The organism is Streptomyces sp. NPDC053750 (assembly GCF_044544295.1).
Taxonomy (GTDB): Bacteria; Actinomycetota; Actinomycetes; order Streptomycetales; family Streptomycetaceae; genus Streptomyces.
In genome coordinates this window covers 367,541-393,869 of the sequence record NZ_JBITXB010000003.1, presented here as the reverse complement: position 1 = coordinate 393,869, position 26,329 = coordinate 367,541, and the positions used below count along the sequence as shown (strand labels likewise).

At 70.0% G+C, this 26,329-nt stretch carries 18 protein-coding genes; 7 read left to right on the top strand and 11 right to left on the bottom strand.

What is annotated here, in order from left to right; all coding sequences use genetic code 11:
* Positions 1-114 precede the first annotated feature (114 nt).
* On the bottom strand, positions 115-1,182 hold the full coding sequence (hemE, locus tag ACIGO6_RS11125; protein WP_399874358.1) for a uroporphyrinogen decarboxylase: 1,068 nt from the start codon (positions 1,180-1,182) through the stop codon (positions 115-117).
* A gap of 228 nt (positions 1,183-1,410) precedes the next feature.
* On the opposite strand from hemE, the gene ACIGO6_RS11120 reads away from it, so the two are divergent.
* The 5 genes from ACIGO6_RS11120 to ACIGO6_RS11100 all read left to right on the top strand — a co-directional run bounded on the left by ACIGO6_RS11120 (position 1,411) and on the right by ACIGO6_RS11100 (position 7,941).
* Entirely contained in the window at positions 1,411-2,046 is a 636-nt protein-coding gene (locus ACIGO6_RS11120; RefSeq protein ID WP_399874356.1) for a DUF3000 domain-containing protein, read from the top strand.
* A 292-nt stretch (positions 2,047-2,338) separates the two neighbouring features.
* Entirely contained in the window at positions 2,339-2,998 is a 660-nt protein-coding gene (locus ACIGO6_RS11115) for a LuxR C-terminal-related transcriptional regulator (RefSeq protein WP_399874354.1), read from the top strand.
* Between the two features lie 129 nt (positions 2,999-3,127).
* On the top strand, positions 3,128-4,414 hold the full coding sequence (locus tag ACIGO6_RS11110; RefSeq protein WP_399874352.1) for an HRDC domain-containing protein: 1,287 nt from the start codon (positions 3,128-3,130) through the stop codon (positions 4,412-4,414).
* 183 nt (positions 4,415-4,597) lie between these two features.
* The gene (locus tag ACIGO6_RS11105; RefSeq protein WP_399874350.1) at positions 4,598-5,815 is read left to right on the top strand and encodes a thiolase family protein; all 1,218 of its coding nucleotides are present in this window, start codon (positions 4,598-4,600) and stop codon (positions 5,813-5,815) included.
* A complete protein-coding gene (locus ACIGO6_RS11100) occupies positions 5,812-7,941 on the top strand; it encodes a 3-hydroxyacyl-CoA dehydrogenase NAD-binding domain-containing protein (protein ID WP_399874348.1) in 2,130 nt (709 codons plus the stop codon). The genes ACIGO6_RS11105 and ACIGO6_RS11100 overlap by 4 nt, the downstream gene beginning before the upstream one ends.
* A 72-nt stretch (positions 7,942-8,013) precedes the next feature.
* On the opposite strand, the gene ACIGO6_RS11095 is transcribed toward ACIGO6_RS11100, so the two are convergent.
* Positions 8,014-9,030, bottom strand: coding sequence for a hypothetical protein (locus tag ACIGO6_RS11095; protein WP_399874346.1), 1,017 nt, complete (start codon positions 9,028-9,030; stop codon positions 8,014-8,016).
* A 66-nt stretch (positions 9,031-9,096) separates the two neighbouring features.
* On the opposite strand from ACIGO6_RS11095, the gene ACIGO6_RS11090 reads away from it, so the two are divergent.
* Entirely contained in the window at positions 9,097-9,474 is a 378-nt protein-coding gene (locus tag ACIGO6_RS11090) for an NTP pyrophosphohydrolase (RefSeq protein WP_399874345.1), read from the top strand.
* 91 nt (positions 9,475-9,565) lie between these two features.
* On the opposite strand, the gene ACIGO6_RS11085 is transcribed toward ACIGO6_RS11090, so the two are convergent.
* The 9 genes from ACIGO6_RS11085 to ngcE form a co-directional block, all read right to left on the bottom strand.
* Positions 9,566-11,095: an amino acid permease gene (locus tag ACIGO6_RS11085; protein ID WP_399874343.1), complete on the bottom strand. Its 1,530-nt coding sequence runs from the start codon at positions 11,093-11,095 to the stop codon at positions 9,566-9,568.
* Between the two features lie 135 nt (positions 11,096-11,230).
* On the bottom strand, positions 11,231-13,159 hold the full coding sequence (gene dxs / locus ACIGO6_RS11080; RefSeq protein WP_399874342.1) for a 1-deoxy-D-xylulose-5-phosphate synthase: 1,929 nt from the start codon (positions 13,157-13,159) through the stop codon (positions 11,231-11,233).
* Positions 13,160-13,434: 275 nt separating this feature from the next.
* A complete protein-coding gene (locus ACIGO6_RS11075; protein WP_399874340.1) occupies positions 13,435-14,739 on the bottom strand; it encodes a sugar ABC transporter permease in 1,305 nt (434 codons plus the stop codon).
* Entirely contained in the window at positions 14,736-15,527 is a 792-nt protein-coding gene (locus ACIGO6_RS11070) for an ATP-binding cassette domain-containing protein (protein ID WP_399874339.1), read from the bottom strand. Before ACIGO6_RS11070 ends, ACIGO6_RS11075 begins: the two co-directional genes overlap by 4 nt.
* Positions 15,528-15,710: 183 nt before the next feature.
* Complete coding sequence (locus tag ACIGO6_RS11065; RefSeq protein ID WP_399874894.1) at positions 15,711-16,814, bottom strand: sugar ABC transporter substrate-binding protein; 1,104 nt, start codon at positions 16,812-16,814, stop codon at positions 15,711-15,713.
* A 133-nt stretch (positions 16,815-16,947) separates the two neighbouring features.
* A complete protein-coding gene (locus ACIGO6_RS11060; RefSeq protein ID WP_399874337.1) occupies positions 16,948-18,159 on the bottom strand; it encodes an ROK family protein in 1,212 nt (403 codons plus the stop codon).
* Positions 18,160-18,391: 232 nt separating this feature from the next.
* The gene (locus ACIGO6_RS11055; protein ID WP_399874335.1) at positions 18,392-19,300 is read right to left on the bottom strand and encodes a carbohydrate ABC transporter permease; all 909 of its coding nucleotides are present in this window, start codon (positions 19,298-19,300) and stop codon (positions 18,392-18,394) included.
* The gene (locus ACIGO6_RS11050) at positions 19,297-20,358 is read right to left on the bottom strand and encodes a carbohydrate ABC transporter permease (RefSeq protein ID WP_399874333.1); all 1,062 of its coding nucleotides are present in this window, start codon (positions 20,356-20,358) and stop codon (positions 19,297-19,299) included. The genes ACIGO6_RS11055 and ACIGO6_RS11050 overlap by 4 nt, the downstream gene beginning before the upstream one ends.
* A gap of 7 nt (positions 20,359-20,365) precedes the next feature.
* Positions 20,366-21,778 (bottom strand): N-acetylglucosamine/diacetylchitobiose ABC transporter substrate-binding protein, encoded by a 1,413-nt coding sequence (gene ngcE / locus ACIGO6_RS11045; RefSeq protein ID WP_399874331.1) that lies wholly within the window; start codon positions 21,776-21,778, stop codon positions 20,366-20,368.
* A 617-nt stretch (positions 21,779-22,395) separates the two neighbouring features.
* Between ngcE and ACIGO6_RS11040 the strand changes: the two genes are divergently transcribed.
* The gene (locus ACIGO6_RS11040; RefSeq protein WP_399874330.1) at positions 22,396-26,202 is read left to right on the top strand and encodes a GH92 family glycosyl hydrolase; all 3,807 of its coding nucleotides are present in this window, start codon (positions 22,396-22,398) and stop codon (positions 26,200-26,202) included.
* Positions 26,203-26,329 lie beyond the last annotated feature (127 nt).

The window sequence follows — 26,329 nt, the reverse complement described above, 5'->3', positions numbered from 1 at the left end:
GGACCTCCGGCACGGTCGGTCGACAGTGCCGCAGATCACATCAGGAAAGATGAGCTTTGTTCAAGACTGTGCGTTCAAGACTGTGCGCGGAGCCCGGCCGCCCCGGGCCCGGGATCAGCGAGCGGTCTCGGTGTGCACGTACTCCACGAGCCGGGTCAGGGCGTCCGGGTCGGTGGACGGCAGGACGCCGTGGCCGAGGTTGAAGACGTGGCCCTCCAGGCCCGCCGCCGCGTCCAGGATCTCGCGGGTCTTGGCCTCGACCGCCTCCCGGGAGGAGAAGAGGACGGCCGGGTCCAGGTTGCCCTGGAGCGCCTTGCCGGGGCCGACGCGGCGGGCGGCCTCGTCCAGCGGGACGCGCCAGTCGACGCCGACGACGTCCGCGCCGGCCTCGCCCATGAGGCCGAGGAGTTCACCGGTGCCGACGCCGAAGTGGATGCGCGGCACGCCGTATCCGGCGACGGCCTCGAAGACCTTGGCGGAGGCGGGCATCACCGAGCGGCGGTAGTCCGCGGGGGACAGGGCGCCGACCCAGGAGTCGAAGAGCTGGACCGCGCTCGCGCCCGCCTCGATCTGCACCTTGAGGAAGGCGGCCGTGATGTCGGCGAGCCGGTCGAGGAGGTCGGCCCACAGCTGCGGGTCGCCGTACATGAGCGCCTTGGTGTGCTCGTGGTTGCGGGACGGGCCGCCCTCCACGAGGTAGCTCGCGAGGGTGAACGGGGCGCCCGCGAAGCCGATCAGCGGGGTGGCGCCGAGCTCGCGGGTGAGCAGGCCGAAGGCCTCGGTGACGTAGGAGACGTCCTCGGGGGTGAGGTCGCGCAGCCGGGCCAGGTCCGCGCGGGTGCGGATCGGGTTGGCGATGACCGGGCCGACGCCGGGCTTGATGTCCAGGTCGATGCCGATGGCCTTGAGCGGGACCACGATGTCGCTGAAGTAGATCGCCGCGTCCACGCCGTGCCGGCGCACCGGCTGGAGGGTGATCTCGGTGACCAGTTCCGGCCGCATGCAGGACTCGAGCATCGGGATGCCCTCGCGCACCTTGAGGTACTCCGGCAGTGAGCGCCCGGCCTGCCGCATGAACCACACGGGGGTGTGCGGCACCGGCTCACGCCTGCACGCCCTGAGGAACGCGGAGTCGTACGTGGCGGTCGGCTGCTTGCCCGCGGGGCTCTGGTTGGCACTCACGTCGGCAAGTCTCGCATGCCCCTCCTCGGAGGTCCGACCACGGGCCCGGCCCCGGGCCCACCCCCGGGTGCGGCCGCGCGCGAGCTGCGTGGGGGCGCCCGTGCAGGACCGCGTGATCCGGACATCGCACCCGCACGCGGGTGTCCCTCCCTGCGCCGGGGCGCCGTTCCGCTTAATCTTCCCCGCATGGCTGCGGCTCAGGGACGACTGTCGGACGGCGCTGGCGGAATGGACGAACAGAAGGGTGCCGAGGAGGAGGCCCGGCACGCGGGGAGTACGGCACCGCCGGCCTTCGCGGCCGCCGTCGAGGCGCTCCGGGGGGCGCGACTGCGGCCGCAGATCGAGGTGGAGGCGACGCGCGCACCGCAGCGGCTCGCCCCGTTCGCTTACGCGCTGGAGGCCGCGGTCGTCGACGGTGACGACGACCTGGCGGACGGGCGGCTGGTGCTGCTGCACGACCCGGCCGGGCACGACGCCTGGCGGGGTACCTTCCGGCTGGTGACGCTGGTGCGGGCGGAGCTGGAGCCGGAGATGGCCGCGGACCCGCTGCTGCCGGACGTGTGCTGGTCCTGGCTCACCGGCGCGCTCCAGGCGCGCGGGCTGGCGTACGGCGAGCCCAGTGGCACCGTGACGCGCGCGAGCTCGCACTACTTCGGGGGACTGTCGGCGCGCCCGTCCGCCTCGCAGATCGAGATCCGGGCGTCCTGGACGCCGCGCGAGGGTCTGGGTGGCGTCCCGGACACCGCGGCGCACCTCGCCTCGTGGTGCGATCTCCTGGCCCAGGTCGCGGGCCTGCCGCCGGCCGCGCCGGGTGACGCGTCGATCGTCACGCTGCCGCAGCGCCGCGACCCGCAGTCGCGCTAGTCCCGCCCTGCCCCGTCGCCCGGTCCGGCACCCGGATCCGTCCGGCCAGGGAAACGTTCCGTCACTTTGTCGACACAGCCACATTCGGCCACGTATCGACAAAGTGTGAAACCGTTCGATCTTCGAATGATCGACCGCGTGTCCGAATTGCTCGGATTGTTACTCACCAGATCGTGATCATTCTCTAAAGGCGGACGGGTTCGGTGCCGAAGACGACTGTGACCTTGAAAGCACGGTTCGTCCCGGCTTCACCCCCCACGAGCCGGCCCCGTCCCGCCCCCCAGGAGGCCTGGTGTCCGTTCTCCTCGAGCAGCCTGCAAGCCTGGTCGCCTACCGCCCGAACAAGCCGACCGCCATGGTGGTCGTGGCCGACCCGCGCGTCCGTTCCACCGTCACCCGCCATCTGTGGGCGCTCGGTGTGCGCGACGTCATCGAGGCCTCGTCCGTCGCGGAGGCTCGTCCCCGCATCGGCAAACCCCGCGACATCTGCGTCGCCGACGTCCATCTCCCAGACGGCTCCGGTCTGACGCTGTTGTCGGAGACCCGTGCCGCGGGCTGGCCCAACGGGCTCGCCCTGTCCGCCGCCGACGACATCGGCGCCGTGCGCAACGCCCTCGCCGGCGGCGTCAAGGGCTACGTCGTCACCGGCACCCGCACCAACGTCGGGCTCCCCACCCGGCCGGGTGCCGCCCCCATCGGCGCCGCCGCCCGCCTGCACCGCCGCCCCCCGGGTGCCCCGAGCCACCCGGGCGGCTACCGCGAGCTCTCCGGCCGCGAGGTGGAGGTCCTGCGACTGGTCGCGGAGGGCCAGTCGAACAAGGCGATCGGCGTCTCGATGGGCCTGTCCGCCCTGACCGTCAAGAGCCACCTGGCCCGCATCGCCCGCAAGCTGGGCACCGGCGACCGCGCCGGAATGGTCGCCGTGGCGCTGCGCACCGGCATCATCCACTGACCCGCCCCTGCCCCGCTCCTCCCCCGTTGAGCCGATCTTTCACCGACCTGACTGGTTTACGACCCTCCCGCGCCCGCCGACGGAACGTTCCGTCGGCGGGCGCCGTCGATCCACCGATACCCTTGACAGGTGACCGACGCCCACGAAACCGCAGCAGACCCTTCACTGCGAACCACCGGAGGCGCCCCTCCGGACGACGCCGGATCTTCTGTGACTCAGGCGCCGATCCCCTTGCTCGAGCCGCGCGAGGGCATTCCGCCGGTGATCGCCGACGCGACCGCCCTCGCCGAGGTGACCGCCGCCTTCGCCGCCGGGCACGGCCCGGTCGCCGTCGACGCCGAGCGCGCCTCCGGCTACCGCTACGGGCAGCGCGCGTATTTGGTGCAGCTGCGCCGCGAGGGCGCCGGGTCCGCGCTGATCGACCCGGTGGCCTGTCCGGACCTGTCCGGGCTGGGCGCGGCGATCGCCGACGCGGAGTGGGTGCTGCACGCGGCCACCCAGGACCTGCCGTGTCTGCGCGACATAGGGATGGTGCCCACCCGCATCTTCGACACCGAGCTGGCCGGCCGGCTCGCCGGCTTCCCGCGCGTCGGCCTCGGCGCCATGGTGGAGAACGTCCTGGGCTTCGTCCTGGAGAAGGGCCACTCGGCCGTCGACTGGTCGACACGCCCGCTGCCCGAACCCTGGCTGCGCTACGCCGCGCTCGACGTCGAGCTCCTCGTCGACCTGCGCGACGCGCTGGAGAAGGAGCTGGACCGGCAGGGCAAGCTGGACTGGGCCCGGCAGGAGTTCGACGCGATCGCGTCGGCCCCGCCGGCCGAGCCCCGCAGGGACCCGTGGCGCCGTACGTCCGGCATGCACAAGGTGCGCCGGCGCCGTCAGCTCGCCGTGGTGCGGGAGCTGTGGCAGACGCGGGACCGCATCGCGCAGCGCCGGGACGTCTCGCCGGGCAAGGTGCTCGGGGACGCGGCCATCGTCGAGGCGGCGCTCGCGCTGCCGGCCAACGCGCACGCGCTGGCCGCGCTGAACGGGTTCGGGCGGATCAACCGCCGGCAGCTGGAGCAGTGGCAGACGGCGGTCGACCGGGCCCGGGGCCTGTCCGAGTCGCAGCTGCCGCAGCCCGGCCAGCCGGTGACCGGTCCCCCGCCGCCGCGGGCGTGGGCCGACAAGGACCCGGCCGCGGCGGCGCGGCTGTCCGCGGCGCGGGCGGGGGTGACGGCGCTGGCCGAGCGGCTGAACATGCCGCAGGAGAACCTGATCACGCCGGACACGGTGCGCAGGGTCTGCTGGGAGCCGCCGGCGACGGTCGACGCGGACTCCGTGAGCGCGGCCCTCGCCGGACACGGGGCCCGGCCCTGGCAGGTGGAGCAGGTGACGCCGGTGCTGGTGACGGCGCTGTCCCAGGCCGTGGCGTAGGCGCAGGGCGGGGCGTACGGGCGCGGCGTACGGCCGCGTCGTCGTACGGCGGCGGTGTGACGTTCGCCGCTTGGGCCGGGGGGACTGGGCAGCTACGTTACCCACAAGTAGCATGAGCCTGAGCGCGCGCTCAGTGCATGCGTGCCGCAGCAGTGCCACCCCGCACCCTGGAGGAGAGCCATCGTGCCTCGTACCGTCAGGGACGTCGTCTTCGTCGACGGCGTCCGCACCCCGTTCGGCAAGGCGGGCCCGAAGGGCATCTACCACGAGACCCGCGCCGACGACCTGGTCGTGAAGGCGATCCGGGAGCTGCTGCGCCGCAACCCCGGTCTCGACCCGAAGAAGATCGACGAGGTCGCGATCGCCGCGACCACCCAGATCGGCGACCAGGGCCTGACCATCGGCCGCACCGCCGGCATCCTCGCGGGCCTGCCGCAGTCCGTCCCCGGTTACTCCATCGACCGCATGTGCGCGGGCGCCCTGACCGCCGTCACCACGGTGGCCGGCTCGGTCGCCTTCGGCGCGTACGACGTCGCCGTCGCGGGCGGTGTCGAGCACATGGGCCGCCACCCGATGGGCGAGGGCGTGGACCCGAACCCGCGGTTCGTCAGCGAGAAGCTGGTCGACGAGTCGGCCCTGTTCATGGGCATGACCGCCGAGAACCTGCACGACCGCTACCCGACGATCACCAAGCAGCGCGCCGACGAGTACGCCGTGCGCTCCCAGGAGAAGGCCGCCAAGGCGTACGCCAACGGCCAGATCCAGGCCGACCTGGTGCCGATCTCGGTGCGCCGCACCAACGCGGAGGCCGGCGAGACCGGCTGGGGTCTGGTGACGGCCGACGAGCCGATGCGCCCGGGCACCACCCTGGAGAACCTCTCCGGCCTGAAGACGCCGTTCCGCGTGCACGGCCGGGTCACCGCGGGCAACGCGGCCGGTCTGAACGACGGTGCGACCGCCTCCCTGATCGCGAGCGAGGACTTCGCCCGCGAGAACAACCTGCCGGTCAAGATGCGCCTCGTCTCGTACTCCTTCGCGGGCGTCGAGCCGGAGGTCATGGGCTACGGCCCGATCCCGGCGACGGAGAAGGCCCTGGCCCAGGCCGGGCTGTCCATCTCCGACATCGGCCTCTTCGAGATCAACGAGGCCTTCGCCGTCCAGGTCCTGGCCTTCCTGGAGCACTACGGCATCGCCGACGACGACGCGCGCGTCAACCAGTACGGCGGCGCCATCGCGTTCGGCCACCCGCTGGCCTCCTCGGGCGTGCGTCTGATGACGCAGCTGGCCCGCCAGTTCGAGGAGCAGCCGCACGTCCGCTACGGCCTGACCACCATGTGCGTCGGCTTCGGCATGGGCGCGACGGTCATCTGGGAGAACCCGCACTTCGAGGGGGACAAGTGAGCACCACCGCAGAGCTGCTGAAGGGTGCGGCCGAGCTGTTCCCCGGCGAGGTCGTCACCAGCGCCCACGTGCGCCACTTCGACCTGCCCCTGGGCGCCGGGCGCTTCGCCCTGATCACCCTGGACAACGGTCACGACCACACCAAGCCGACCACGCTGGGCCCGCAGTCGCTGGCGAACATCGACGCCGCGATCGACCGGGTCGAGAAGGAGGCCGCGGACGGCGACATCGTCGGCGTCGGCGTCACCGGCAAGCCGTTCATCTTCGCCGTCGGCGCCGACCTCAAGGGCGTCGAGCTGCTGAAGCGGCACGAGGACGCGCTGGCCATCGGCAAGGGCGGCCACGACGTCTTCAAGCGGCTGGCGAAGCTGGCCGTGCCGACCTTCGCGTACTACAACGGCGCCGCGATGGGCGGTGGCGTCGAGATCGGCCTGCACTGCTCGTACCGCACGGTGTCGGCCGCCCTCCCGGCGTTCTCGCTCCCCGAGGTCTTCCTCGGCCTGGTCCCCGGCTGGGGCGGCTGCACGCTGCTGCCGAACCTGATCGGCGCCGACAAGGCCGTCTCGGTGATCATCGAGAACAGCCTGAACCAGAACAAGCAGCTCAAGGGCAAGCAGGTCCACGAGCTCGGCATCGCCGACGCGATCTTCGAGGGCGCCGACTTCCTCGAGCAGTCGCTGATCTGGACCGCCTCCGTCCTCAAGGGCGACATCGAGGTCGAGCGCCCGGTGATCGACCGCGGCGAGGCCTGGGACCAGGCCGTCGCGCGCGGCCGCTTCATCGCCGACGGCAAGGTGCACGGCGCCGCCCCGGCCGCCTACCGCGCCCTGGACATCATCGCCACCGCCAAGAACGGCGACCTCCAGCAGGGCTACGACGCCGAGGACCAGGCGCTCGCCGACCTGATCATGGGCGGCGAGCTGCGCTCCGGCATCTACGCCTTCAACCTGGTGCAGAAGCGCGGCAAGCGTCCCGCGGGCGCCCCGGACAAGTCGCTGGCCCGCCCGGTCACCAAGGTGGGCGTCGTCGGCGCCGGCCTGATGGCCTCCCAGCTGGCGCTGCTCTTCCTGCGCCGCCTGGAGGTGCCGGTCGTCCTGACCGACATCGACCAGGAGCGCGTCGACAAGGGTGTGGGCTACGTCCACGCCGAGATCGACAAGCTGCTCGGCAAGGGCCGCATCAACCAGGACAAGGCCAACCGCCTCAAGGCCCTGGTGACCGGCGTCCTGGACAAGGCCGAGGGCTTCGCGGACGCCGACTTCGTCATCGAGGCCGTCTTCGAGGAGATGGGCGTCAAGCAGAAGGTGTTCGCGGAGGTCGAGGCGGTGGCGCCCGCGCACGCGATCCTCGCCACCAACACCTCGTCGCTCTCCGTGTCGGAGATGGCGTCGAAGCTGAAGCACCCCGAGCGGGTCGTCGGCTTCCACTTCTTCAACCCGGTCGCGATCCTCCCGCTCCTGGAGATCGTGCGCGGCGAGCAGACCGACGACGCCTCGCTGGCCACGGCGTTCGGCGTCGCCAAGAAGCTGAAGAAGACCGCGGTCCTCGTGAAGGACGCCCCGGCGTTCGTCGTGAACCGCATCCTTACCCGCTTCATGGGCGAGATCCAGAACGTCATCGACGAGGGCACGCCGGTGGACGTGGCGGAGAAGGCGGTCGAGCCGCTCGGCCTGCCGATGTCCCCGCTGGTCCTCCTCGAGCTGGTCGGCCCGGCGATCGGCCTGCACGTCTCGGAGACCCTCAACCGGGCCTTCCCGGAGCGCTTCACGGTCTCCCCGAACCTGAAGGCGGTCGTCGAGGCGGGCAAGCGCGGCTTCTACGTCTACGACAGCGGCAAGCCCGAGCTGGACCCGGAGGTCGCCGCGCTGCTCAAGCAGGGCGACACCGTCCTCACCGAGGAGCAGGTCCGCGACCGTGTCCTGGACGCGGTGGCCCAGGAGATCGGCCTGATGCTCGACGAGGGTGTCGTCGCCGAGGCCCAGGACATCGACCTGTGCCTGATCACCGGCGCCGGCTGGCCCTTCCACCTGGGCGGCATCACGCCGTACCTGGACCGTGAGGGCGTCGCCGAGCGGGTGAACGGGAAGCGGTTCCTGGAGGCCGGGGTGGCTTCGGTTCCGGCGTAGTCGTCGGGATCCGGCACGTGTGAAGAGGGCCTCCGCCACCGGCGGAGGCCCTCTTTCGTGCTGTGCGTGCTGTCAGTGCTCCTGCCACGCCGTGAGCGCCAGCCCCGGCTCGTCCTTGAGGCGACTCAGCAGCAGCCGGCCCGTCGACGGGGAGAGCGTCGCCGCCACCACCCGGTCCTCGGCGTCCAGGGCGAGGGACACCTCGGCGTCCGCGGGCAGCGGCGGCCCGGACTCGGTCCACCAGGCGCCCGCTGCCTCCTGCTCGCTGGGGTAGGCGGCGAAGGCGATGCGGCCCGCGGACGAACGCTGGGCGAGCAACGTGCAGTCGTGCCCGTCGATACGGCAGCGCACGGCCGAGACCGGGCCGGGCCCCGCCGCGGGGAGCAGCGCGACGGGCTCACTGCCGGGGCGCCAGACGCACAGGTCGCCGGAGGCGTCGGTGAAGTACAGGCTGGTGTTCTCGTCGGAGGTGGCCAGGGCGCGCAGGGTGCCCGGACGGGCCTCGGCGTTCACCGACTCCATCGCGCCGAACACCACGCCGGACCCCGGCTGGCGCCAGTGCATGAGCACGCCGGGCCCCGCCGCATACGCGTGCATGCCCCCCTTGGCGCCGGTCGTCGCGACGGGCCCGCCCTGGAGTGCCGATCCCTTGAGATCGTGCCACGGGCCCCAGCCGCCCTTCTGGCTCTGGGCGCGCATGCTGAGCCCGCCGCCGTCGCCCCGTACGAAGACGTGTGCCCGGCCATGGGCGTCGACGGCGACGGCCGGTGTGCTGGTGCTCTCGCCCTCGCCGGCCGGATGGCCGACGTCGACCCAGTCCAGCGCTGCCAGCAGGGGGCGGAAATGGACGGAGTGCACGAGGCCCGACCGTCCGGGCTTCGTGGGCCGCCAGGAGACCATGTGCACATATCCGTCGGCCCCCTGCCCGAGGGCAAGGACCGGATGCACCTTTTGGTCTCCGCCCACGGTGCGCGGGGCGCCCCAGGAGCCGCCCGGTACGAGCTCGGCACGGCACAGGACGGCCTCGGACGACACGTGGTAGATGCTGAGACGGCCGTCACGACCGCGTATGAGCCACTCGCCGATCACAGGATCACTCTATGCCGCTGTCCTGCGGCCCACTACGCGCGGGGTGGCCGTGCGACCCTGGCTGCCATGAACGACAGCGCCCCTCTCCTGGTGATCGTCGACGCCGCGAACGTCGTCGGCTCCGTGCCCGACGGATGGTGGCGGGACCGGCGGGGGGCCGCGGAGCGGTTGCGGGACCGGCTGGCGGTGGACGGGGTGCCGGGGCGGGAGGGGCCCGTGGAGGTCGTCCTCGTCGTCGAGGGGGCGGCCCGCGGGGTGGATTCCGTGCCCGGCGTACGGGTGGAGTCGGCGCCCGGCAGCGGGGACGACCACATGGTCGCGCTGGTCGCCGGGGCGGCCGGTGACCGTGCCGTCCTCGTGGTGACGGCCGACCGGGAGCTGCGGCGCCGGGTGACGGAGCTGGGCGCGGAGGTGACGGGGCCGCGGACCGTCCGCCCGGCCTGAGGCACCACCGCGCCGGTGCACGCGCTCCGGCCCCGCACTCCCCCGGGAACGGGACGTACGGGGCCGGCACGACGGTACTCGACGGCGGGGCCTACTGAGGGGTTCCTGCACCGGACGACGGCTTCGTCGGGCCGGCCCCCGGTTCCTCCTCCCCCCGGGCGAGGCGGCTGTGGGTGCGGCCGTAGAGGAAGTACACGACGAAACCGATCGCCATCCAGATGGCGAACCGGACCCAGGTCTCGGCGGGCAGGTTCAGCATCAGCCACAGCGAGGCGGCCACCGACACGATCGGCAGCAGCGGGACCAGCGGGGTGCGGAAGGCGCGGGGCAGGTCGGGGCGGGTACGGCGCAGGATGATCACGCTGATCGCGACGACGACGAAGGCGAACAGGGTGCCGATGTTCACGAGCTCGGAGAGTTCCCTGAGGCTCGTGAAACCCGCCACGATCGCGATGATGACGCCGAGCAGGATGGTCGGCCGGTACGGCGTCTTGAACTTCGGGTGGACGACGGAGAAGAAGCGGGGCAGCAGTCCGTCACGGCTCATCGCGAAGAACACCCGGGTCTGGCCGAGCAGCAGGATCATGCACACCGTGGTCAGGCCGACGGCGGCGCCGAAGCTGATCACACCGGAGAAGAAGGGATGCCCGGTGGCCTTGAACGCCTCGGCCAGCGGGGCTTGCTCGGACAGCGTGCTGTAGTGCTGCATGCCGGTGACGACGATCGACACCAGGACGTACAGGACGGTGCAGATCAACAGCGAGCCGAGGATGCCGCGGGGCATGTCGCGCTGCGGGTTCTTGGTCTCCTCGGCGGCCGTGGCGACGACGTCGAACCCGATGAAGGCGAAGAAGACGACGGACGCGGCGGTGAAGATGCCCATCACGCCGAAGTCGGCCGGCGCCCACCCGAACATCAACTGGATCAACGGCGCATGCAGGCCCCCGCCCGCCTCCTGCGGCTTGGACTCCGGGATGAACGGGTCGTAGTTCGCACCGTTGATGAGGAAGGCGCCCGCGATGATCACGATGAGGACGACGGTCACCTTGATGGCGACGACGAGCGAGGTGATGCGGGCCGACAGCTTCATGCCGAGGACGAGGATGCCGGTGATCACCAGGACCAGGGCGGCGGCGAGGATGTCGAAGCCGAATCCCTCGGCGCCGTCCCTGCCGCCGAGCTCCGCGGGCATCTGCCAGCCCGCGTTGTCCATCAGCGAACGGACGTAGCCCGACCAGCCGACGGCCACCACCGCCGTCCCGAGCGCGAACTCCAGGACCAGGTCCCAGCCGATGATCCAGGCGGGCAGCTCGCCGAGCGAGGCGTAGGAGAAGGTGTACGCCGAGCCGGCCACCGGGACCGTGGAGGCGAACTCGGCGTAGCAGAGCGCGGCGAGCGCGCAGACGACACCGGCGACGACGAAGGCCAGGGCCACGGCGGGCCCGGCGTTGTTCTTGGCGACCGTGCCGGTCAGTACGAAGATGCCGGTGCCGATGATGACACCGACACCGAAGACGGTGAGGTCGAGCGCGGACAAGGATTTCTTGAGCGCGTGCTCGGGCTCCTCGGTGTCGCGGATCGACTGCTCGATCTTTTTGGTCCTGAAGAGGGTGCTGCTCACGGGTCCTCCCACGCTTGCGTCCTCGACATGATCGAGAGGGGGCCTAGTGCGTATGCCCCGGCGTGAGCGGATTCACGCGGATGGGTCGGTTTCACCACCGCAACGTATGGAGATACCGACCCATCCGGCCGTACGTCAGTCGCGCGCGGCCTCCATCGGGTCCACCTCGGCGCCCGTGCGCTCGTACTTGCCGTCGAGCTTGGCGACCAGGCCGGTGACCTGGCGGGCGATGTCGGGCGCGGTGAGCCCGATCTCGGCCAGGACCTCGGCGCGGGAGGCGTGGTCGAGGAAGCGCGGCGGGATGCCGAAGTCGCGCAGCGGTACGTCGACGCCCGCGTCGCGCAGGGCCTGGGCGACGGCGGAGCCGACACCGCCGACCCGCGAGTTGTCCTCGACGGTGACGACCACGCGGTGGCGCTCGGCGAGCGGGGCCATGGCCTCGTCGACGGGCTTGACCCAGCGCGGGTCGACCACGGTGGTGGAGATGCCCTGCCGGTTCAGCAGGTCGGCGATCTCCAGGCACATCGGGGCGAGCGCGCCGACGGAGACCAGCAGGACGTCCGGGGTGTCGGTGCCGGGGGCGCGCAGCACGTCCATGCCGCCGACACGGCCGACGGCGGGTACGGCGGGGCCGACGGCGCCCTTGGAGAAGCGGACCACGGTCGGCGCGTCGTCCACCGCGACGGCCTCGCGCAGCTGGGCGCGGACCTGGTCGGCGTCGCGCGGGGCGGCCAGGCGCAGGCCGGGGACGACCTGGAGGATCGACATGTCCCACATGCCGTTGTGGGAGGCGCCGTCGGTGCCGGTGACACCGGCGCGGTCCAGCACGAAGGTGACGCCGCACTTGTGCAGGGCCACGTCCATCAGGACCTGGTCGAAGGCGCGGTTGAGGAAGGTGGCGTAGACGGCGAAGACCGGGTGGACGCCGCCGTGGGCGAGGCCGGCCGCGGAGACGGCGCCGTGCTGCTCGGCGATGCCGACGTCGTAGACCCGGTCGGGGAAGGCCTTGGCGAACTTGTCGAGGCCGACCGGCTGGAGCATGGCGGCGGTGATGGCAACGACGTCCTCGCGCTCCTCGCCGATCTTCACCATCTCGTCGCCGAAGACGCTGGTCCAGTCGGCGCCGGAGGTTGAGATGGGCAGGCCCGTGTCGGGGTGGATCCTGCCGACGGCGTGGAAGCGGTCGGCCTCGTCCGCCAGGGCGGGCTGGTAGCCGCGGCCCTTCTCGGTGAGGCAGTGCACGATGACCGGGCCGCCGAAGCGCTTGGCGCGGGTGAGGGCGGACTCCAGGGCCTCGATGTCGTGGCCGTCGATCGGGCCGACGTACTTCAGGCCCAGGTCCTCGAACATGCCCTGCGGGGCGATGAAGTCCTTCAGGCCCTTCTTCGCGCCGTGCAGGGTGTCGTAGAGGGGGCGGCCGACGACCGGGGTGCGCTCCAGGACCTCCTTGGTGCGGGCGAGGAAGCGCTCGTAGCCGTCGGTGGTGCGCAGGGTGGCCAGGTGGTTGGCGAGGCCGCCGATGGTGGGGGCGTAGGAGCGCTCGTTGTCGTTGACGACGATGACGAGGGGGCGGTCCTTGGCGGCGGCGATGTTGTTCAGCGCCTCCCAGGCCATGCCGCCGGTGAGCGCGCCGTCGCCGATGACGGCGACGACGTGGTCGTCGCGGTCGAGGACCTGGTTGGCCTTGGCGATGCCGTCGGCCCAGCCGAGGACGGTGGAGGCGTGGCTGTTCTCGATGACGTCGTGCTCGGACTCGGCCTGCGAGGGGTAGCCGGACAGGCCGCCCTTCATCTTCAGCTTCGAGAAGTCCTGACGGCCGGTGAGCAGCTTGTGCACGTAGGACTGGTGGCCGGTGTCCCAGAGCACCTTGTCCTTCGGCGAGTCGAAGACGCGGTGCAGGGCGAGGGTGAGTTCCACCACGCCGAGGTTGGGGCCGAGGTGGCCGCCGGTCTTGGAGACGGCGTCGACGAGGAAGGTGCGGATCTCCTCTGCCAGCCGGTCCAGCTCTTCCAGGCTGAGCCGGTCCAGATCGCGCGGTCCCGTGATGCGGGTCAGCAGCGGCACCCGTGCCTCCTTGCAGTAGAGCTGTTGCCGGGCTCGTCGAGTCTAATGTTCCGCTCCGGCGGAACGTGTCGGGGCGGTGCGTCGTACGTCACGCGATCGGCTGTACCCATCGACGGCCGTTTCTACGTCCCCTCTTGACGCGACGGCTACGCCTCCTGACGCGGCAGCACGGCGGTCCGCCCCGACGCGGCAGCACAGCGGTCCGCCCGCCGGCCCGGGGCTCAGCCGGGCCGGCGGGCGGACCGCCTTCGGTCGTACGCGGGTCGGGGTCCGCCCTACGCGCGGCCGGCCGTCTTCTGCGTCTTGCGGGTGATCGCGTCGATGACGACCGTCGCCAGCAGCACGCCACCGGTGATCATGTACTGGACCGGCGAGGCGATGCCCTCCAGGGCGAGGCCGTACTGGATCGAGACGATGACCATCACACCGAGCAGCGCGTCCCACGTGCGGCCGCGGCCACCGAAGAGGGACGTGCCGCCGATCACGGCCGCGGCGATGACGTTCATCAGGAACTCACCGGTGCCCGCGCCCTGGTTGGCGGAGGCGATCTTCGAGGCGACGAAGAGACCGCCGATCGCGGCGAAGGTACCGGCGATCGCGAAGACCGAGATCCGGACCAGCTCCACGTTGATACCGGCCCGGCGCGACGCCTCGACGCTGCCGCCGAGGGCGAAGACCTTGCGGCCGTAGGCGGTGCGGCGCAGCACGAAGTCCGTGAGCAGCAGGACCGCGAGGAAGATCACCACGGCCAGCGGCAGGCCCTTGTACTGGTTGAAGACGATCGCCACGGCGAAGGCCAGGATCGCGAGCAGCGCCGTGCGCACGATGATCTCGTTCAGCGGCCGGGACGGCACCCCGGCGGCCTCGCGGCGACGGTTGTCGAAGAACGCGGTGAGGAAGTACCCCGCGGTCACCACGATCGCCAGGCCGTAGGCGGCGGCCACGTCGCTGAAGTAGTAGCTGGTCAGCTTGACGACCACGCCCTCGGAGTCGAGGTTGATGGTGCCGTTGCTGCCGAGGATCTGCAGCATGAAGCCCTGCCAGAACAGCAGTCCGGCCAGCGTCACGGCGAAGGCCGGGACACCGATGCGGGCGAAGACGAAGCCGTGGATGGCGCCGGCCACGGTGCCGGTGAGGACGGCCAGCACCAGGGCGAGTATCTCGTTCATCCCGTGCGTGACGCTCAGCACCGCGAAGGTGGCGCCCGCGACACCGCTGACCGAGCCGACCGACAGGTCGATCTCGCCGAGCAGCAGGACGAAGACGATACCGACGGCGATCATGCCGGTGCCGACCATGGCGACCGACATGTCGGAGAAGTTGCCGGCGGTCAGGAAGTTGGAGTTCAGGCTGGTGAAGATGGCCCAGATGACCAGCAGGCCGACGACGACCGGGAGGGACCCGAGGTCGCCCGCCTTCATCTTCCGCTTGAACTCGCTGACGTAGCCCGCGAGGCCCTGCTCGCGCACCAGCAGGCGGGGGTCCACCGCGGTGACCGCGGCGGAGGCCGCATCGGGGTTCTCCACCGCGTGGTCCTCGGTGGCCGCGTCTGCGGATGCGGAGGTCTTGTCGATACTCACTTCTGGATCTCCCCATTGGTGCGCGCCGCACGACGGGTCACGGCGTTCTCCGTGGCGCCCGTGATGGCGGAGATGATCTCTTCCTGCGAGGTCGACTTGACCTCGAAGACGCCGTTGTTGCGCCCGAGGCGCAGGACGGCGACCTTGTCGGCGACCGCCTTGACATCGGCCATGTTGTGGCTGATGAGGATGACGGCGTGGCCGCGCTCGCGCAGCCGCTCCACGAGGTCGAGGACCTGCGCGGTCTGCTCCACGCCGAGGGCGGCGGTGGGCTCGTCGAGGATGACCAGCTTCGGCTCGCCGAGCATGGACCGGGCGATCGCCACGACCTGGCGCTGACCGCCGGAGAGCGAGGCGATCGGGATGCGGACGCTCGGGATGCGGATCGACAGCGTGTCGAGGAGCTCGCGGGAGCGGCGCTCCATCTCCACCTCGTCCAGGACACCGCGCTTGCGGATCTCCCGGCCCAGGTAGAGGTTGCCGACGACGTCGATGTTGTCGCACAGCGCGAGGTCCTGGTAGACGGTCGCGATGCCGAGGTTCTGGGCGTCGTGCGGCTTGTTGATCGTGACGGTCTTGCCGTCCCACTCGATGGCGCCCTCATCGATGGGGTGCACGCCGGCGATCGTCTTGACCAGCGTGGACTTTCCGGCGCCGTTGTCGCCCACCAGGGCGACCACCTCACCGGCGTGGACCTCAAGCTCTACGTCGGTGAGCGCCTGGACGGCACCGAATCGCTTGGAGACCCCGCGCAACGCCAGCACGGGCGTAGCGGACACGTGAACCATCTCCTTCGCCGCCTGACCCGGCGGGAGGTTGTGCAGAAGTTTGGGGGGGGTGGCGGGGGGTACCCGCTGGGTGTTCCGTCCGGCGCCCCGCGTAGCTTGCGGGGCTGTCGAGTGCGGGGCACCGGAGGAAGCTGCGTGCAGCCGGTCCCGTACGCGCTCAGGCGGTACGGGATGCGGGACTGCCTACTTGAGACCGATCTTGTCGCAGGCGGCCTTGTAGTTGCCGGCGCAGATCTCGTCGAGGGTGTAGAAGCCCTCCTTGATCACGGTGTCCTTGATGTTGTCCTTGGTCAGCGAGACGACCGGGACGAGCACCGAGGGGATGCCCTTGGTGGTGGCGCTGTCGGCCTTGTCCTTGGCGATGGAGTCGAGCGACTCGCCCTTGGCGAGGGCGACGGCCATCTCGCCGGCGACCGCGGCCTCCTGCGGGTAGGACTTGTAGACGCTCATGTACTGCTCGCCGGTGATGATGCGCTGCACACCCGCGAGCTCGGCGTCCTGGCCGGTGACCGGGATGTTGGCGATGCCGGCGGCCTTCAGGGCGGTGATGATGCCGCCCGCCATGCCGTCGTTGGCGGAGTAGACGCCGATGATCTTGTCCTTGCCGATGGCGGAGATGGCGCCTTCCATGTTGGCGTTGGCGTTCTCCGGCTTCCACTCCTTGGTGTCGTACTCGCGGCCGACGTTCACCTTGCCGTCGAGGACGGAGTGGGCGCCCTCCTTGAACTGGGCGGCGTTCGGGTCGGTGGAGGAGCCGTTCATCATGACGATCTGGCCGCTCTTGGCCTTGTCGCCCAGCGCCTGCAGCAGGGCCTCGCCCTGGGTCTTGCCGACGGTCACGTTGTCGAACGAGGTGTAGGCGTCGATCGGGCCCTCGGCCAGGCGGTCGTAGGCGACGACCTTGATGCCCTGGTCCTTGGCCTTCTTCACCGAGCCGGCGATGGCCTTGGAGTCCACCGCGTCCACGATCAGCACGTCGACCTTGTTGGTGATCATGGTGTCGACCTGCTGCGCCTGCAGCGTGGCGTCCTGCTTGGCGTTGGCGTAGACGACCTCGCCCTTGTTGTTCGTGAGCTCCTTGACCTTCTTCTCGATCAAGGGCTTGTCGAACTTCTCGTAGCGCGCGGTCTGGTTCTCCGGAAGGAGGAGGCCGACCTTGATGTCGTCGCCCTTCTTGGCGGCGGAGTCGGACGAGTCGCTCTTGTCGCCGGACTCCTTGGCGCTGCCGCAAGCGGCGAGAGAGACGGCCATCGCGGTGGCGGCAACGGCAACGGCGGCACGACGCATACGCGTGTTCACTTCAGAAACCTCCCTGACGAGGCCGCGTCGTTGCGGCCGAGGTGGCTGGAAGTCAACTCGGCCACACGTGCGACGTCAAGAAGTAAATCCTTAACGAGATGGCAACGGTGCCATCCGTTCTCTAAGTGAAGGCAGGGGTGGCCGACGACAGAGCGCCGTTCACACTTCCGTCCAAAAGCGTCGAATCGCCCATCTCGCTGAGGGCGAGGGCGAGCGCTCCGAGCACCTCGGCCCGGCCGCCAAGTGCCCCGGGGAGAACGGAGAGTTGACGCGCCGCACTGGGGATGGCGTACCGGCCCACGGACTCTCTGATCGGGCCCAGCACCAGCTCACCGGCCTCGGCGAGGTCGCCGCCGAGGACCACGCGGCTCGGGTTGAGCAGGTTGCAGAGATTGGCCACGCCGCTGCCGATGTGGCGGCCGACGTCGGCGATCACCCGACGGCAGCCCGGGTCGCCGTCCCGCGCCAGCCGCACGACGCCCTCCATGGTCAGATCGGTGCCGTGGCTCGGCTGGAGGAGCGGGAGGACGTAGCGTGCGGCCGCGAAGGTCTCCAGGCAGCCCCGGTTCCCGCAGCGGCAGACGGGGCCGGCCTCGTCGAGCGTGATGTGCCCGATCTCGCCCGCGGTGCCGCCGGGGCCGCGGTAGATCTTGCCGTTGATGACCAGGCCCGCGCCGACACCGCTGGCGACCTTGATGTACGCCAGGTCCCGCACCCCCCGGCCGCTGCCCCAGACCAGCTCGCCGAGGGCGCCGAGGTTGGCGTCGTTGTCCACGTGCACCGGCACGCCGAGCCGCCCCCGCAGCTCCTCGGCGGGCCGGGTGCCGCCCCAGCCGGGCAGGATGGCGGTCGAGCCCAGCGTGCCGGACTCCACGTCGATCGGGCCGGGCACGCCGAGGCCCACCCCCGCGATCTTGGAGCGGTCGACGCCGGTCGCCGCGATCAGCCGGTTGACCAGCTGTTCCGCCCGGTCGAAGCCCTGCGCCGCGGAGGCGTCGACGTCCAGCGGCTCGGACTCCTCGGCGAGCACCTGATGTGCCAGGTTCCCGACCGCGACGCGCAAATGCGTGTGCCCGAAGTCGACGCCGATGACGATGCCCGCATCCCCGCTCAGGGAGACGCTGCGGGCACGGCGGCCGCCCGCCGAGGTGGGCGTGACCTCGACGGTCCCGCCGTCCTTCAGTTCCCGGACGATGTTCGAGACGGTCGCCGCGGACAGGCCCGTCGTCCTCGCGATCTCCGCCTGCGTGAGCGACCCGGCGAGCCGTACCGCTCGTACGACCCGTTCCAGGTTGGCTCGGTGCAGCGACGACTGCGACCCGGGAGTCTCCATTGACTCTCACCCTCATCCCTGGGTCCGTGTCACCCTGTGTGATGCGGACCTTGTACAAGTTATGAACCCCAAACTCCGCTGAATCGCCCAGTGGCGTCAAGCCCTTGAAAGAAATCGGTTGCAGGCCGTGTCCACGGCCGACTACCCGCGGTACGCCACAGGGGTCCGGCCCCGGAGAGCTGTCTCTCCGGGGCCGGACCCCTGCGTACGACGGGTGGAGCGGCGGTGGGCGTCAGCGGAAAGTGCCCTGCGACACCGAACCGGCGATCCGCCGCTGGAAGACGCAGTACACGATCAGTACGGGCACCACCGTGACCACGATCGCCGCGAACAGCGCGCCGTAGTCGATGTCGTAGACCTGCGAGGACGCGTAGGCGGCCATGCCCTGGGTGAGGACCCACTTGTCCTGGTCGGTGTTGAGCGCCACCGGCAGCAGGAACTGGTTCCACAGGCCCAGGAAGTTGAAGATCGCCACCGCCGCCATGCCCGGACGGGCCATCGGCAGCATCACCTGGAAGAACGCCCGCCAGTCCCCGGCACCGTCGATCAGCGCGGCCTCGTACACGTCGTGCGGCAGCGACCGGAAGAACGAATAGAGGAAGAACATCGTGAACGGCAGCGCGAAAGCGACATAGGTGAGGATCAGTCCGGGACGCGTGTTCAGCAGCCCGAAGTTCTGCAACTGGAAGAAGAGCGGAACGATCGCCAGGAAGACCGGGAAAGTCAGGCCGGCGAGCATCACGTAGTAGATCAGCCGTCGGCCGGGGAACTCGAACCGGGCGAGAATGTAGGCGCACATCGCGCCGAGCAGCATCACCAGGATCAGTGCCGAGACCACGACGATCACGGAATTCAGGAAGTACTTCCCGATGTTCGCGTCGGTCCACGCGTTCGCGTAGTTCTCGAACCGCCAGTGATCCGGCAGCGAGAACGGCGACGAAAGGATCTCGCCGGTCGATTTGAACGACGACATCAGCACCCACAGCATGGGCACGATCACGATCACGGACCACAGGATCAGCAGGGCGTGCGAGATCGCCGCGAATCTGCGGTCGCTGCTCGCGGCGACGCGCGTCAGCTTGCGGTCGCTCGCCGGTTTCCGGTCACTGGCCGGCTTCCGGTCGGCGGCAATGACGCTCACCGGGCACCTCCCTTGGCTGCGGCACGCCGAGCCCTGGACCCAGGTGCTTTCCTCTTGCTCTCGCCCTCGCCGCCGCCCGTGAGGCGGTTGACGAGGAACACCAGCGCCGCGAACACCAGGGTGACGACGGCGAGGACGACGCCCATCGCGGTGGCGTAGCCGAACTGCTGCTTGGCGAAAGCGACGTTGAACAGACGCTGGCTGATCGTCAGGGTCGAGTTGTCCGGGCCGCCGTTCGGCACCATCGCCTGGACGTAGACGAACGCGTCGAGGGCGGCGATGCCCAGGTAGATGTACGCCGTCTGCACGCTGTCCCGGATCGCCGGCAGGGTGATCGAGATCGTGGTGCGGAACCGGCCGGCCCCGTCGATCCTCGCCGCCTCGTACAGCTCGGCGGGAACGCCCTTGATCGCGGCGATGAAGAGCACCGCGTAGAACCCGACGAGCCCCCAGACGATGACGAACATCACGGCCGGCATCGCGGCCGCCTTCTCGCCCAGCCACGCGAACGTGTCGAACTGGTCGAGGCCGAGGCCGGTGAGGACGCCGTTGAGCAGGCCGGCGTTCGGGTCGTACATCTGCGCCCAGATCAGACCGACGATGATCGCCGGCACGACGTAGGGGAAGAAGGAGATGATCCGGTAGAACGACGCTCCCCGGATCCCTCGGACGGGGCCCTTGCTGGGCCCGCCCAGGGTGATGGCCACGGCGACCCCGAGGGCGAGCGTCAGCGTCACCAGCGGCACGAAGGCCGCGAGGAGTGCGACGTTGCGCAACGCCTTCAGGAAGACGTCGTCCTGGAACATCTTCGTGAAGTTGTCGAAGCCGACGAAGTTGTAGTCCGGGCTGAAGCCGCGCCAGTCGGTCATCGCCCAGAAGATCGCCTGGCCGAACGGGATCAGGACGAAGATCACGAAGATGGCCAGCGGGACGCCGAGGAACGCGAGGAAGAACGTCACCCGGTCGAACGTGAGCTTGCGGCGCCGTGGCCGCCCGCCGCGAGCGGCCGGCTCGGGCCGGCGGCTTGCGGCGTCGGAGGTGGTGGTCGTGTCTTTCATCGCCGTACTAGCTGATCTCGATCTTGTCGATGGAGCCGTCTTCCCGGACCGTGTCGGAGATCTTCTGCAGGGCCGCGGTGAGGCCCTTGCGGTCGAGGTCACCGGAGAGGAACGAGTTCCACGGCACCAACTGGTCGGTATTCATGCCGTAGGCCTCGACGAACCTCCTCATGTCGTAGATGTTGTCGCCCGCGGCCTCGAGCATCTTCGTCTGGGAGACGAGGGCGGCCGATCCGAAGCCGTCGGCGGGCACGGTGCCCTTGACCACCGTCGGGGCCAGCTTTGTCTTGGAGAAGTTGGCGGCCGCCTTCTCGGACAGCATCGCCCGCAGCACTTCCTTGCCGCCGGCCGGGTTCTTGCCCTGCTTGGGCACGATGAACGGCTCGCCCGCTGCGGCGTGGAGCGACTCGTAGGGCAGCTTCGGCTTGTCCGTGAGCGTCATCTCCGGGAACCCGGTCATCTGGAAGTCCGCCTTGGTGGCCTTCTTCATCTCGTTCTCGATCCAGCCACCCGACGGGTAGAGCAGCGCCTTCTGGTCGTTGCTCCAGATCGCCTGCGCCTTCTGGAACTGGGTGCCGGAGCCGCCGGGGACGAACATCTTCTCCTTGATCATGGTCTCCATGACCTTGAGGACGCCCTGGACGGCCGGATGCGACCAGGCGCCCTTCTCGAGATTGCCGAGAGCGAGCCGGACCTCGTCACCGCCCTCCTTGATCGCTGAGGCGAACAGCATCGTCTGGTAGTAGGTCGCGGCTTCCTTGCCGTGGACGAAGAGGTACTTGCCCTTCTTCTTCGCCTGCTGGCCGAGGTCGAGCGCCTCGTCCCAGGTCTTCGGCGGGGTCCAGCCGTTCTCCTCGAAGAGCGTCTTCGAGTACCAGACGCCGTACACCGTCATCACGTACCGGAGCGCGACGAACTTGCCGTTGTACGTTCCGGGGTCCTTGACGCCGGGGTAGACGACATCGGCGATCTTCTTGCCCTCGTAGGTGTTGGCCTCGAAGAGGTCGTCGAGCTCCTCCAGCTGGTCGAGGATGCCGAGGAAGCCGATCTGGTCCTCACCGGAGTTGTCGATGAGGTCCGGCGGGTTGCCGCCGACGAAGCGGGGCTGGAGCTGGGGGGCGATGTCGACGACCGGCTTGACCTGGACCTTGAGGCCCTTGACCTGGCTTCCGAGCACCTGGTTGGTGTAGTCGACGTAGTCGGTGCCGTAGCCGCCGTCGAAGATGGCCGCTTCGACCGCGGAGTTCGCGGCGACACCGAACGGGTTCTTGGCGCTCTTCTCGCCCTTCGGGCCGCCGTCGCCGTCGCTGTCCTTGCTGGAGGGAGAGCTGCACGCGACCGCGAACGAGCCCATCGCCGCGGTGGCGATGGCCCCGCGCAGGAGCGTCCGCCTGTCAAGAGAGCCGGCACGAATGGTCATCTCTGCAACCTCACTGATCGATTGGAGCTGTACGGGTGTGCTGCGTGTGCGCCCGCCGTGGCCGGACCGGTCCTGCGCCGGCCACACGTGGGGCGTTGTCGCCGTCGTCTCGGAGCCGCGGTGCGGCGCCGATGATCAGCTGAGCGATGCCGGCACAACAGTCGCCGAGGCCAGAGCGGCGGTCGTCCGCCTGATCAGATCGCGATGGCCCACACCGGTGGTGGATCCCATGCTCAAGTCCTCGCCTTCTCCAGGACTCAGGCGGTGAACCGGATCCTCCCCGGCACCGCGTTCGGGTCAAGCTGGGTCATGCAGGAAGTGCGGCCGTACAAGGTCGGGTGCGGTGAAGATGCCCCGGAGTGCCGACAGGTATAGTCCACTTAACACCGACGGAGCAAGATCGAATGCAAGGTTCCTCATACGTCTTTTCCGAGTTGAGACCTCGCGGAAATATGAGCGGACTGCGTGCCCCCTGAAGGAAATGTCCCGGGCACCGGACCCGCACGCCACAGCCAACACCCTTGACACCATTGACCCCTTCAAGCACTACTAGTCCTTGCGCATCGAATTTGACAACGTTGTCCATTCCCCAGTGAGCGCAGGGAGGGTGCTGGCGCATGCAGTACAGGGTTCGGCACAGATGGGGTCCGGCGGTCGTGGTGACGACCGCCTTCGCTTTGGCGGTGGGTTCACAGGGGGCGGCGGTCGCGCTGCCCACCGCACCGGCCAAGGCCGACCGGGAGTTCACGTCGTCCTTCGAGGCGGACGACCCGGTTCCGGACTGGGTCAGCACCGTGGACACGGCCCCCGACGGCAGCAAGCGGGCGGCCGGCGTGGACGGCGGATACAGCACCGGCATACCGGGCAATGTCACCGATCGCGTCAGCGGCGTACGGGCGAGCGCCGAGAACACGGGCGGCGGCGAGGTGAAGGAGAACCTCGTCGACGGTGAGCCGGGCACCAAGTGGCTGACCTTCGAGAAGACCGGCTGGGTCGAGTTCGACCTGGACGAACCGGCGAAAATCGCGAAATACGCGCTCACTTCGGCCAACGACCACGCCGAACGCGACCCGGTGGACTGGACGCTCAAGGGCTCGGCGGACGGCCGGACCTGGCAGACCCTCGACACCCGCGCCGGGGAAGCCTTCGGCGAGCGGTTCCAGACGAAGACGTACGACCTCGCCGAGGTCGCCGAGTTCCGGCACTTCCGGCTGGAGGTCACCAGGAACAACGGGGCGGGTGACGCGCTCCAGCTCGCCGACGTGCAGCTGGCCACCGCCGCCACCGACACACCCGTCCCCGAGGACATGCTCTCCGTCGTCGACCGCGGCCCGAGCGGCTCGCCGACGGCCAAGGCGGGCGCCGGCTTCACCGGCAAGCGGGCACTCAAGTACGCGGGGCGGCACACCGCGGACGGCCGGGCGTACTCGTACAACAAGGTCTTCGACGTCGACGTGAAGGTCGACCGCCGCACCGAGCTGTCGTACAAGGTCTTCCCGTCGATGGCCGACGGCGACCTCGACTACGACGCCACGAACGTCTCCGTCGACCTCGCGTTCACCGACGGCACCTTCCTGAGCGACCTCGGGGCCACCGACCAGCACGGCTTCCCGCTGACGCCGCGCGGTCAGGGCGACGCCAAGGTGCTGTACGTCAACCAGTGGAACAGCGTGAGGTCGGGGATCGGCTCGGTCGCGGCCGGCAAGACCGTCGACCGGATCCTGGTGGCGTACGACTCCCCCAAGGGCCCGGCGAAGTTCCGGGGCTGGCTGGACGACGTGGCCATCGCGCGGGCCGAGGCCGAGCGCCCGAAGGCCCACCTGTCCGACTACGCGCTGACCACGCGCGGCACCAACTCCAGCGGCAGCTTCTCCCGCGGCAACAACTTCCCCGCGACCGCCGTGCCGCACGGCTTCAACTTCTGGACGCCGGTGACCAACGCCGGATCGCTGAGCTGGCTGTACGAGTACGCACGCGGCAACAACGCGGACAACCTGCCCACGCTCCAGGCGTTCGGCGCGAGCCACGAGCCGAGCCCGTGGATGGGCGACCGGCAGACCTTCCAGGTGATGCCCTCGGCCGCCTCCGGCACCCCGGACACCGGCCGGGACGCCCGCGAGCTCGCCTTCCGGCACGAGAACGAGACCGCCCGGCCGTACTACTACGGGGTGCGGTTCGAGAACGGCCTGAAGGCCGAGATGGCGCCGACCGACCACGCGGCGATGATGCGCTTCACCTACCCCGGTGACGACGCGAGCGTCATCTTCGACAACGTCAACGACCAGGCCGGCCTGACCCTGGACAAGGAGAACGGCACCTTCACCGGCTACTCGGACGTCAAGTCCGGCGGCTCCGCGGGCGCCACCCGCCTCTTCGTGTACGGCGAGTTCGACAGCAAGGTCACCGGCGGTGACGCCGGCGGCGTCAAGGGCCACCTGCGCTTCGACGCGGGCAAGGACCGCACCGTGACGCTGCGCATCGCGACCTCGCTGATCGGCGTCGACCAGGCGAAGGACAACCTGCGCCAGGAGATCCCGCAGCGCACCTCCTTCGACAAGGTCAAGCGCGACGCCCAGAAGCAGTGGGACCGCATCCTCGGCAAGGTCGAGGTCGAGGGCGCCACGCAGGACCAGCTGACCACGCTGTACTCCAGCCTGTACCGGCTGTACCTGTACCCGAACGCGGGCCACGAGAAGGTCGACGGGACGTACAAGTACGCCTCCCCGTTCTCCTCGGCGGTCAAGGAGAACACCCCGACCGAGACCGGCGCCAAGATCGTGGACGGCAAGGTCTACGTCAACAACGGCTTCTGGGACACCTACCGGACCACCTGGCCCGCGTACTCCTTCCTGACCCCCTCCAAGGCCGGTGAGCTGGTCGACGGCTTCGTGCAGCACTACAAGGACGGCGGCTGGACCTCGCGCTGGTCCTCCCCCGGCTACGCGGACCTGATGACCGGCACCTCCTCGGACGTGGCGTTCGCGGACGCATACGTCAAGGGCGTCGACTTCGACGCGAAGGCGGCGTACGACGCGGCCGTCAAGAACGCCACCGTCGTGCCCCCGTCGTCCGGCGTGGGCCGCAAGGGCATGGCGACCTCGCCGTTCCTCGGCTACACCAGCACCGAGACGCACGAGGGCCTGTCGTGGGCGCTGGAGGGCTACCTCAACGACTACGGCATCGCGAAGATGGCCGAGAAGCTCCACCGCGAGACCGGCGAGAAGCGCTACAAGGAGGAGTCGGCGTACTTCCTCAACCGCGCCCAGGAGTACGTCAACCTGTTCGACGCGAAGGCGGGCTTCTTCCAGGGCAAGGACGCGGTGGGCAACTGGCGCGTGGAATCGGAGAAGTACGACCCGCGCGTGTGGGGCCACGACTACACCGAGACCAACGGCTGGGGCTACGCCTTCACCGCCCCGCAGGACAGCCGGGGCCTGGCCAACCTGTACGGCGGTCGGGACGGCCTCGGCGACAAGCTCGACGAGTACCTCTCCACCCCGGAGACGGCCTCCCCCGAGTTCAAGGGCTCCTACGGCGGTGTCATCCACGAGATGACCGAGGCGCGCGACGTCCGCATGGGCATGTACGGCCACTCCAACCAGGTCGCCCACCACGCCCTGTACATGTACGACGCGGCCGGGCAGCCGTACAAGACGCAGAAGAACATCCGCGAGGTGCTCCGGCGTCTGTACACGGGCAGCGAGATCGGCCAGGGCTACCACGGTGACGAGGACAACGGCGAGCAGTCGGCCTGGTTCCTCTTCTCCTCGCTCGGCTTCTACCCGCTGGTCATGGGCAGCGGCGAGTACGCCATCGGCTCCCCGCTGTTCACCAAGGCGACCGTCCACCTGGAGAACGGCCGCGAGCTGGTCGTCAAGGCCCCGAAGAACAGCACGAAGAACATCTACGTGCAGGGCCTGAAGGTCAACGGCAAGCGCTGGAACTCCACTTCGCTGCCGCACTCGCTGATCGCGAAGGGCGGCGTCCTGGAGTTCGACATGGGCTCGAAGCCGTCCTCGTGGGGCACAGGCGAGAACGCGGCGCCGCCGTCGATCACCCGGGACGACGAGGTGCCGACCCCGCGCGCGGACGCCGTCGAGGGCGAGGGCGCCCTGTTCGACAACACGTCGGGGACGGAGGCTGCCGTGACATCGGTGGACCTGCCGGTGTCCGAGAAGGGCGCCGAGGCGGTCCAGTACACCCTGACGTCGCCGGCGGACCGGGCGAAGGCACCGACCGGCTGGAAGCTCCAGGGATCGGCCGACGGCACAACGTGGCGGACCCTGGACCAGCGCTCCGGCGAGTCCTTCGCCTGGGACCGGCAGACCCGGGCGTTCTCGGTGGCGTCGCCGGGCGCGTACGCGAAGTACCGACTGGTCCTGGACGGCTCGCACACGCTGGCGGAGGTGGAGCTGCTGGCGTAGGCGGATGACCCACGGGGGGGGGGGGGGGGGGGGGGGGCCCGCCCCCCCCCCCCCCCCCGCGCCCCCCCCCCCCCCCCCCCCCCCCGCCCCCCCCCCAGCGCCGCCCCGGCCCGCGCCCCCCCCCCCG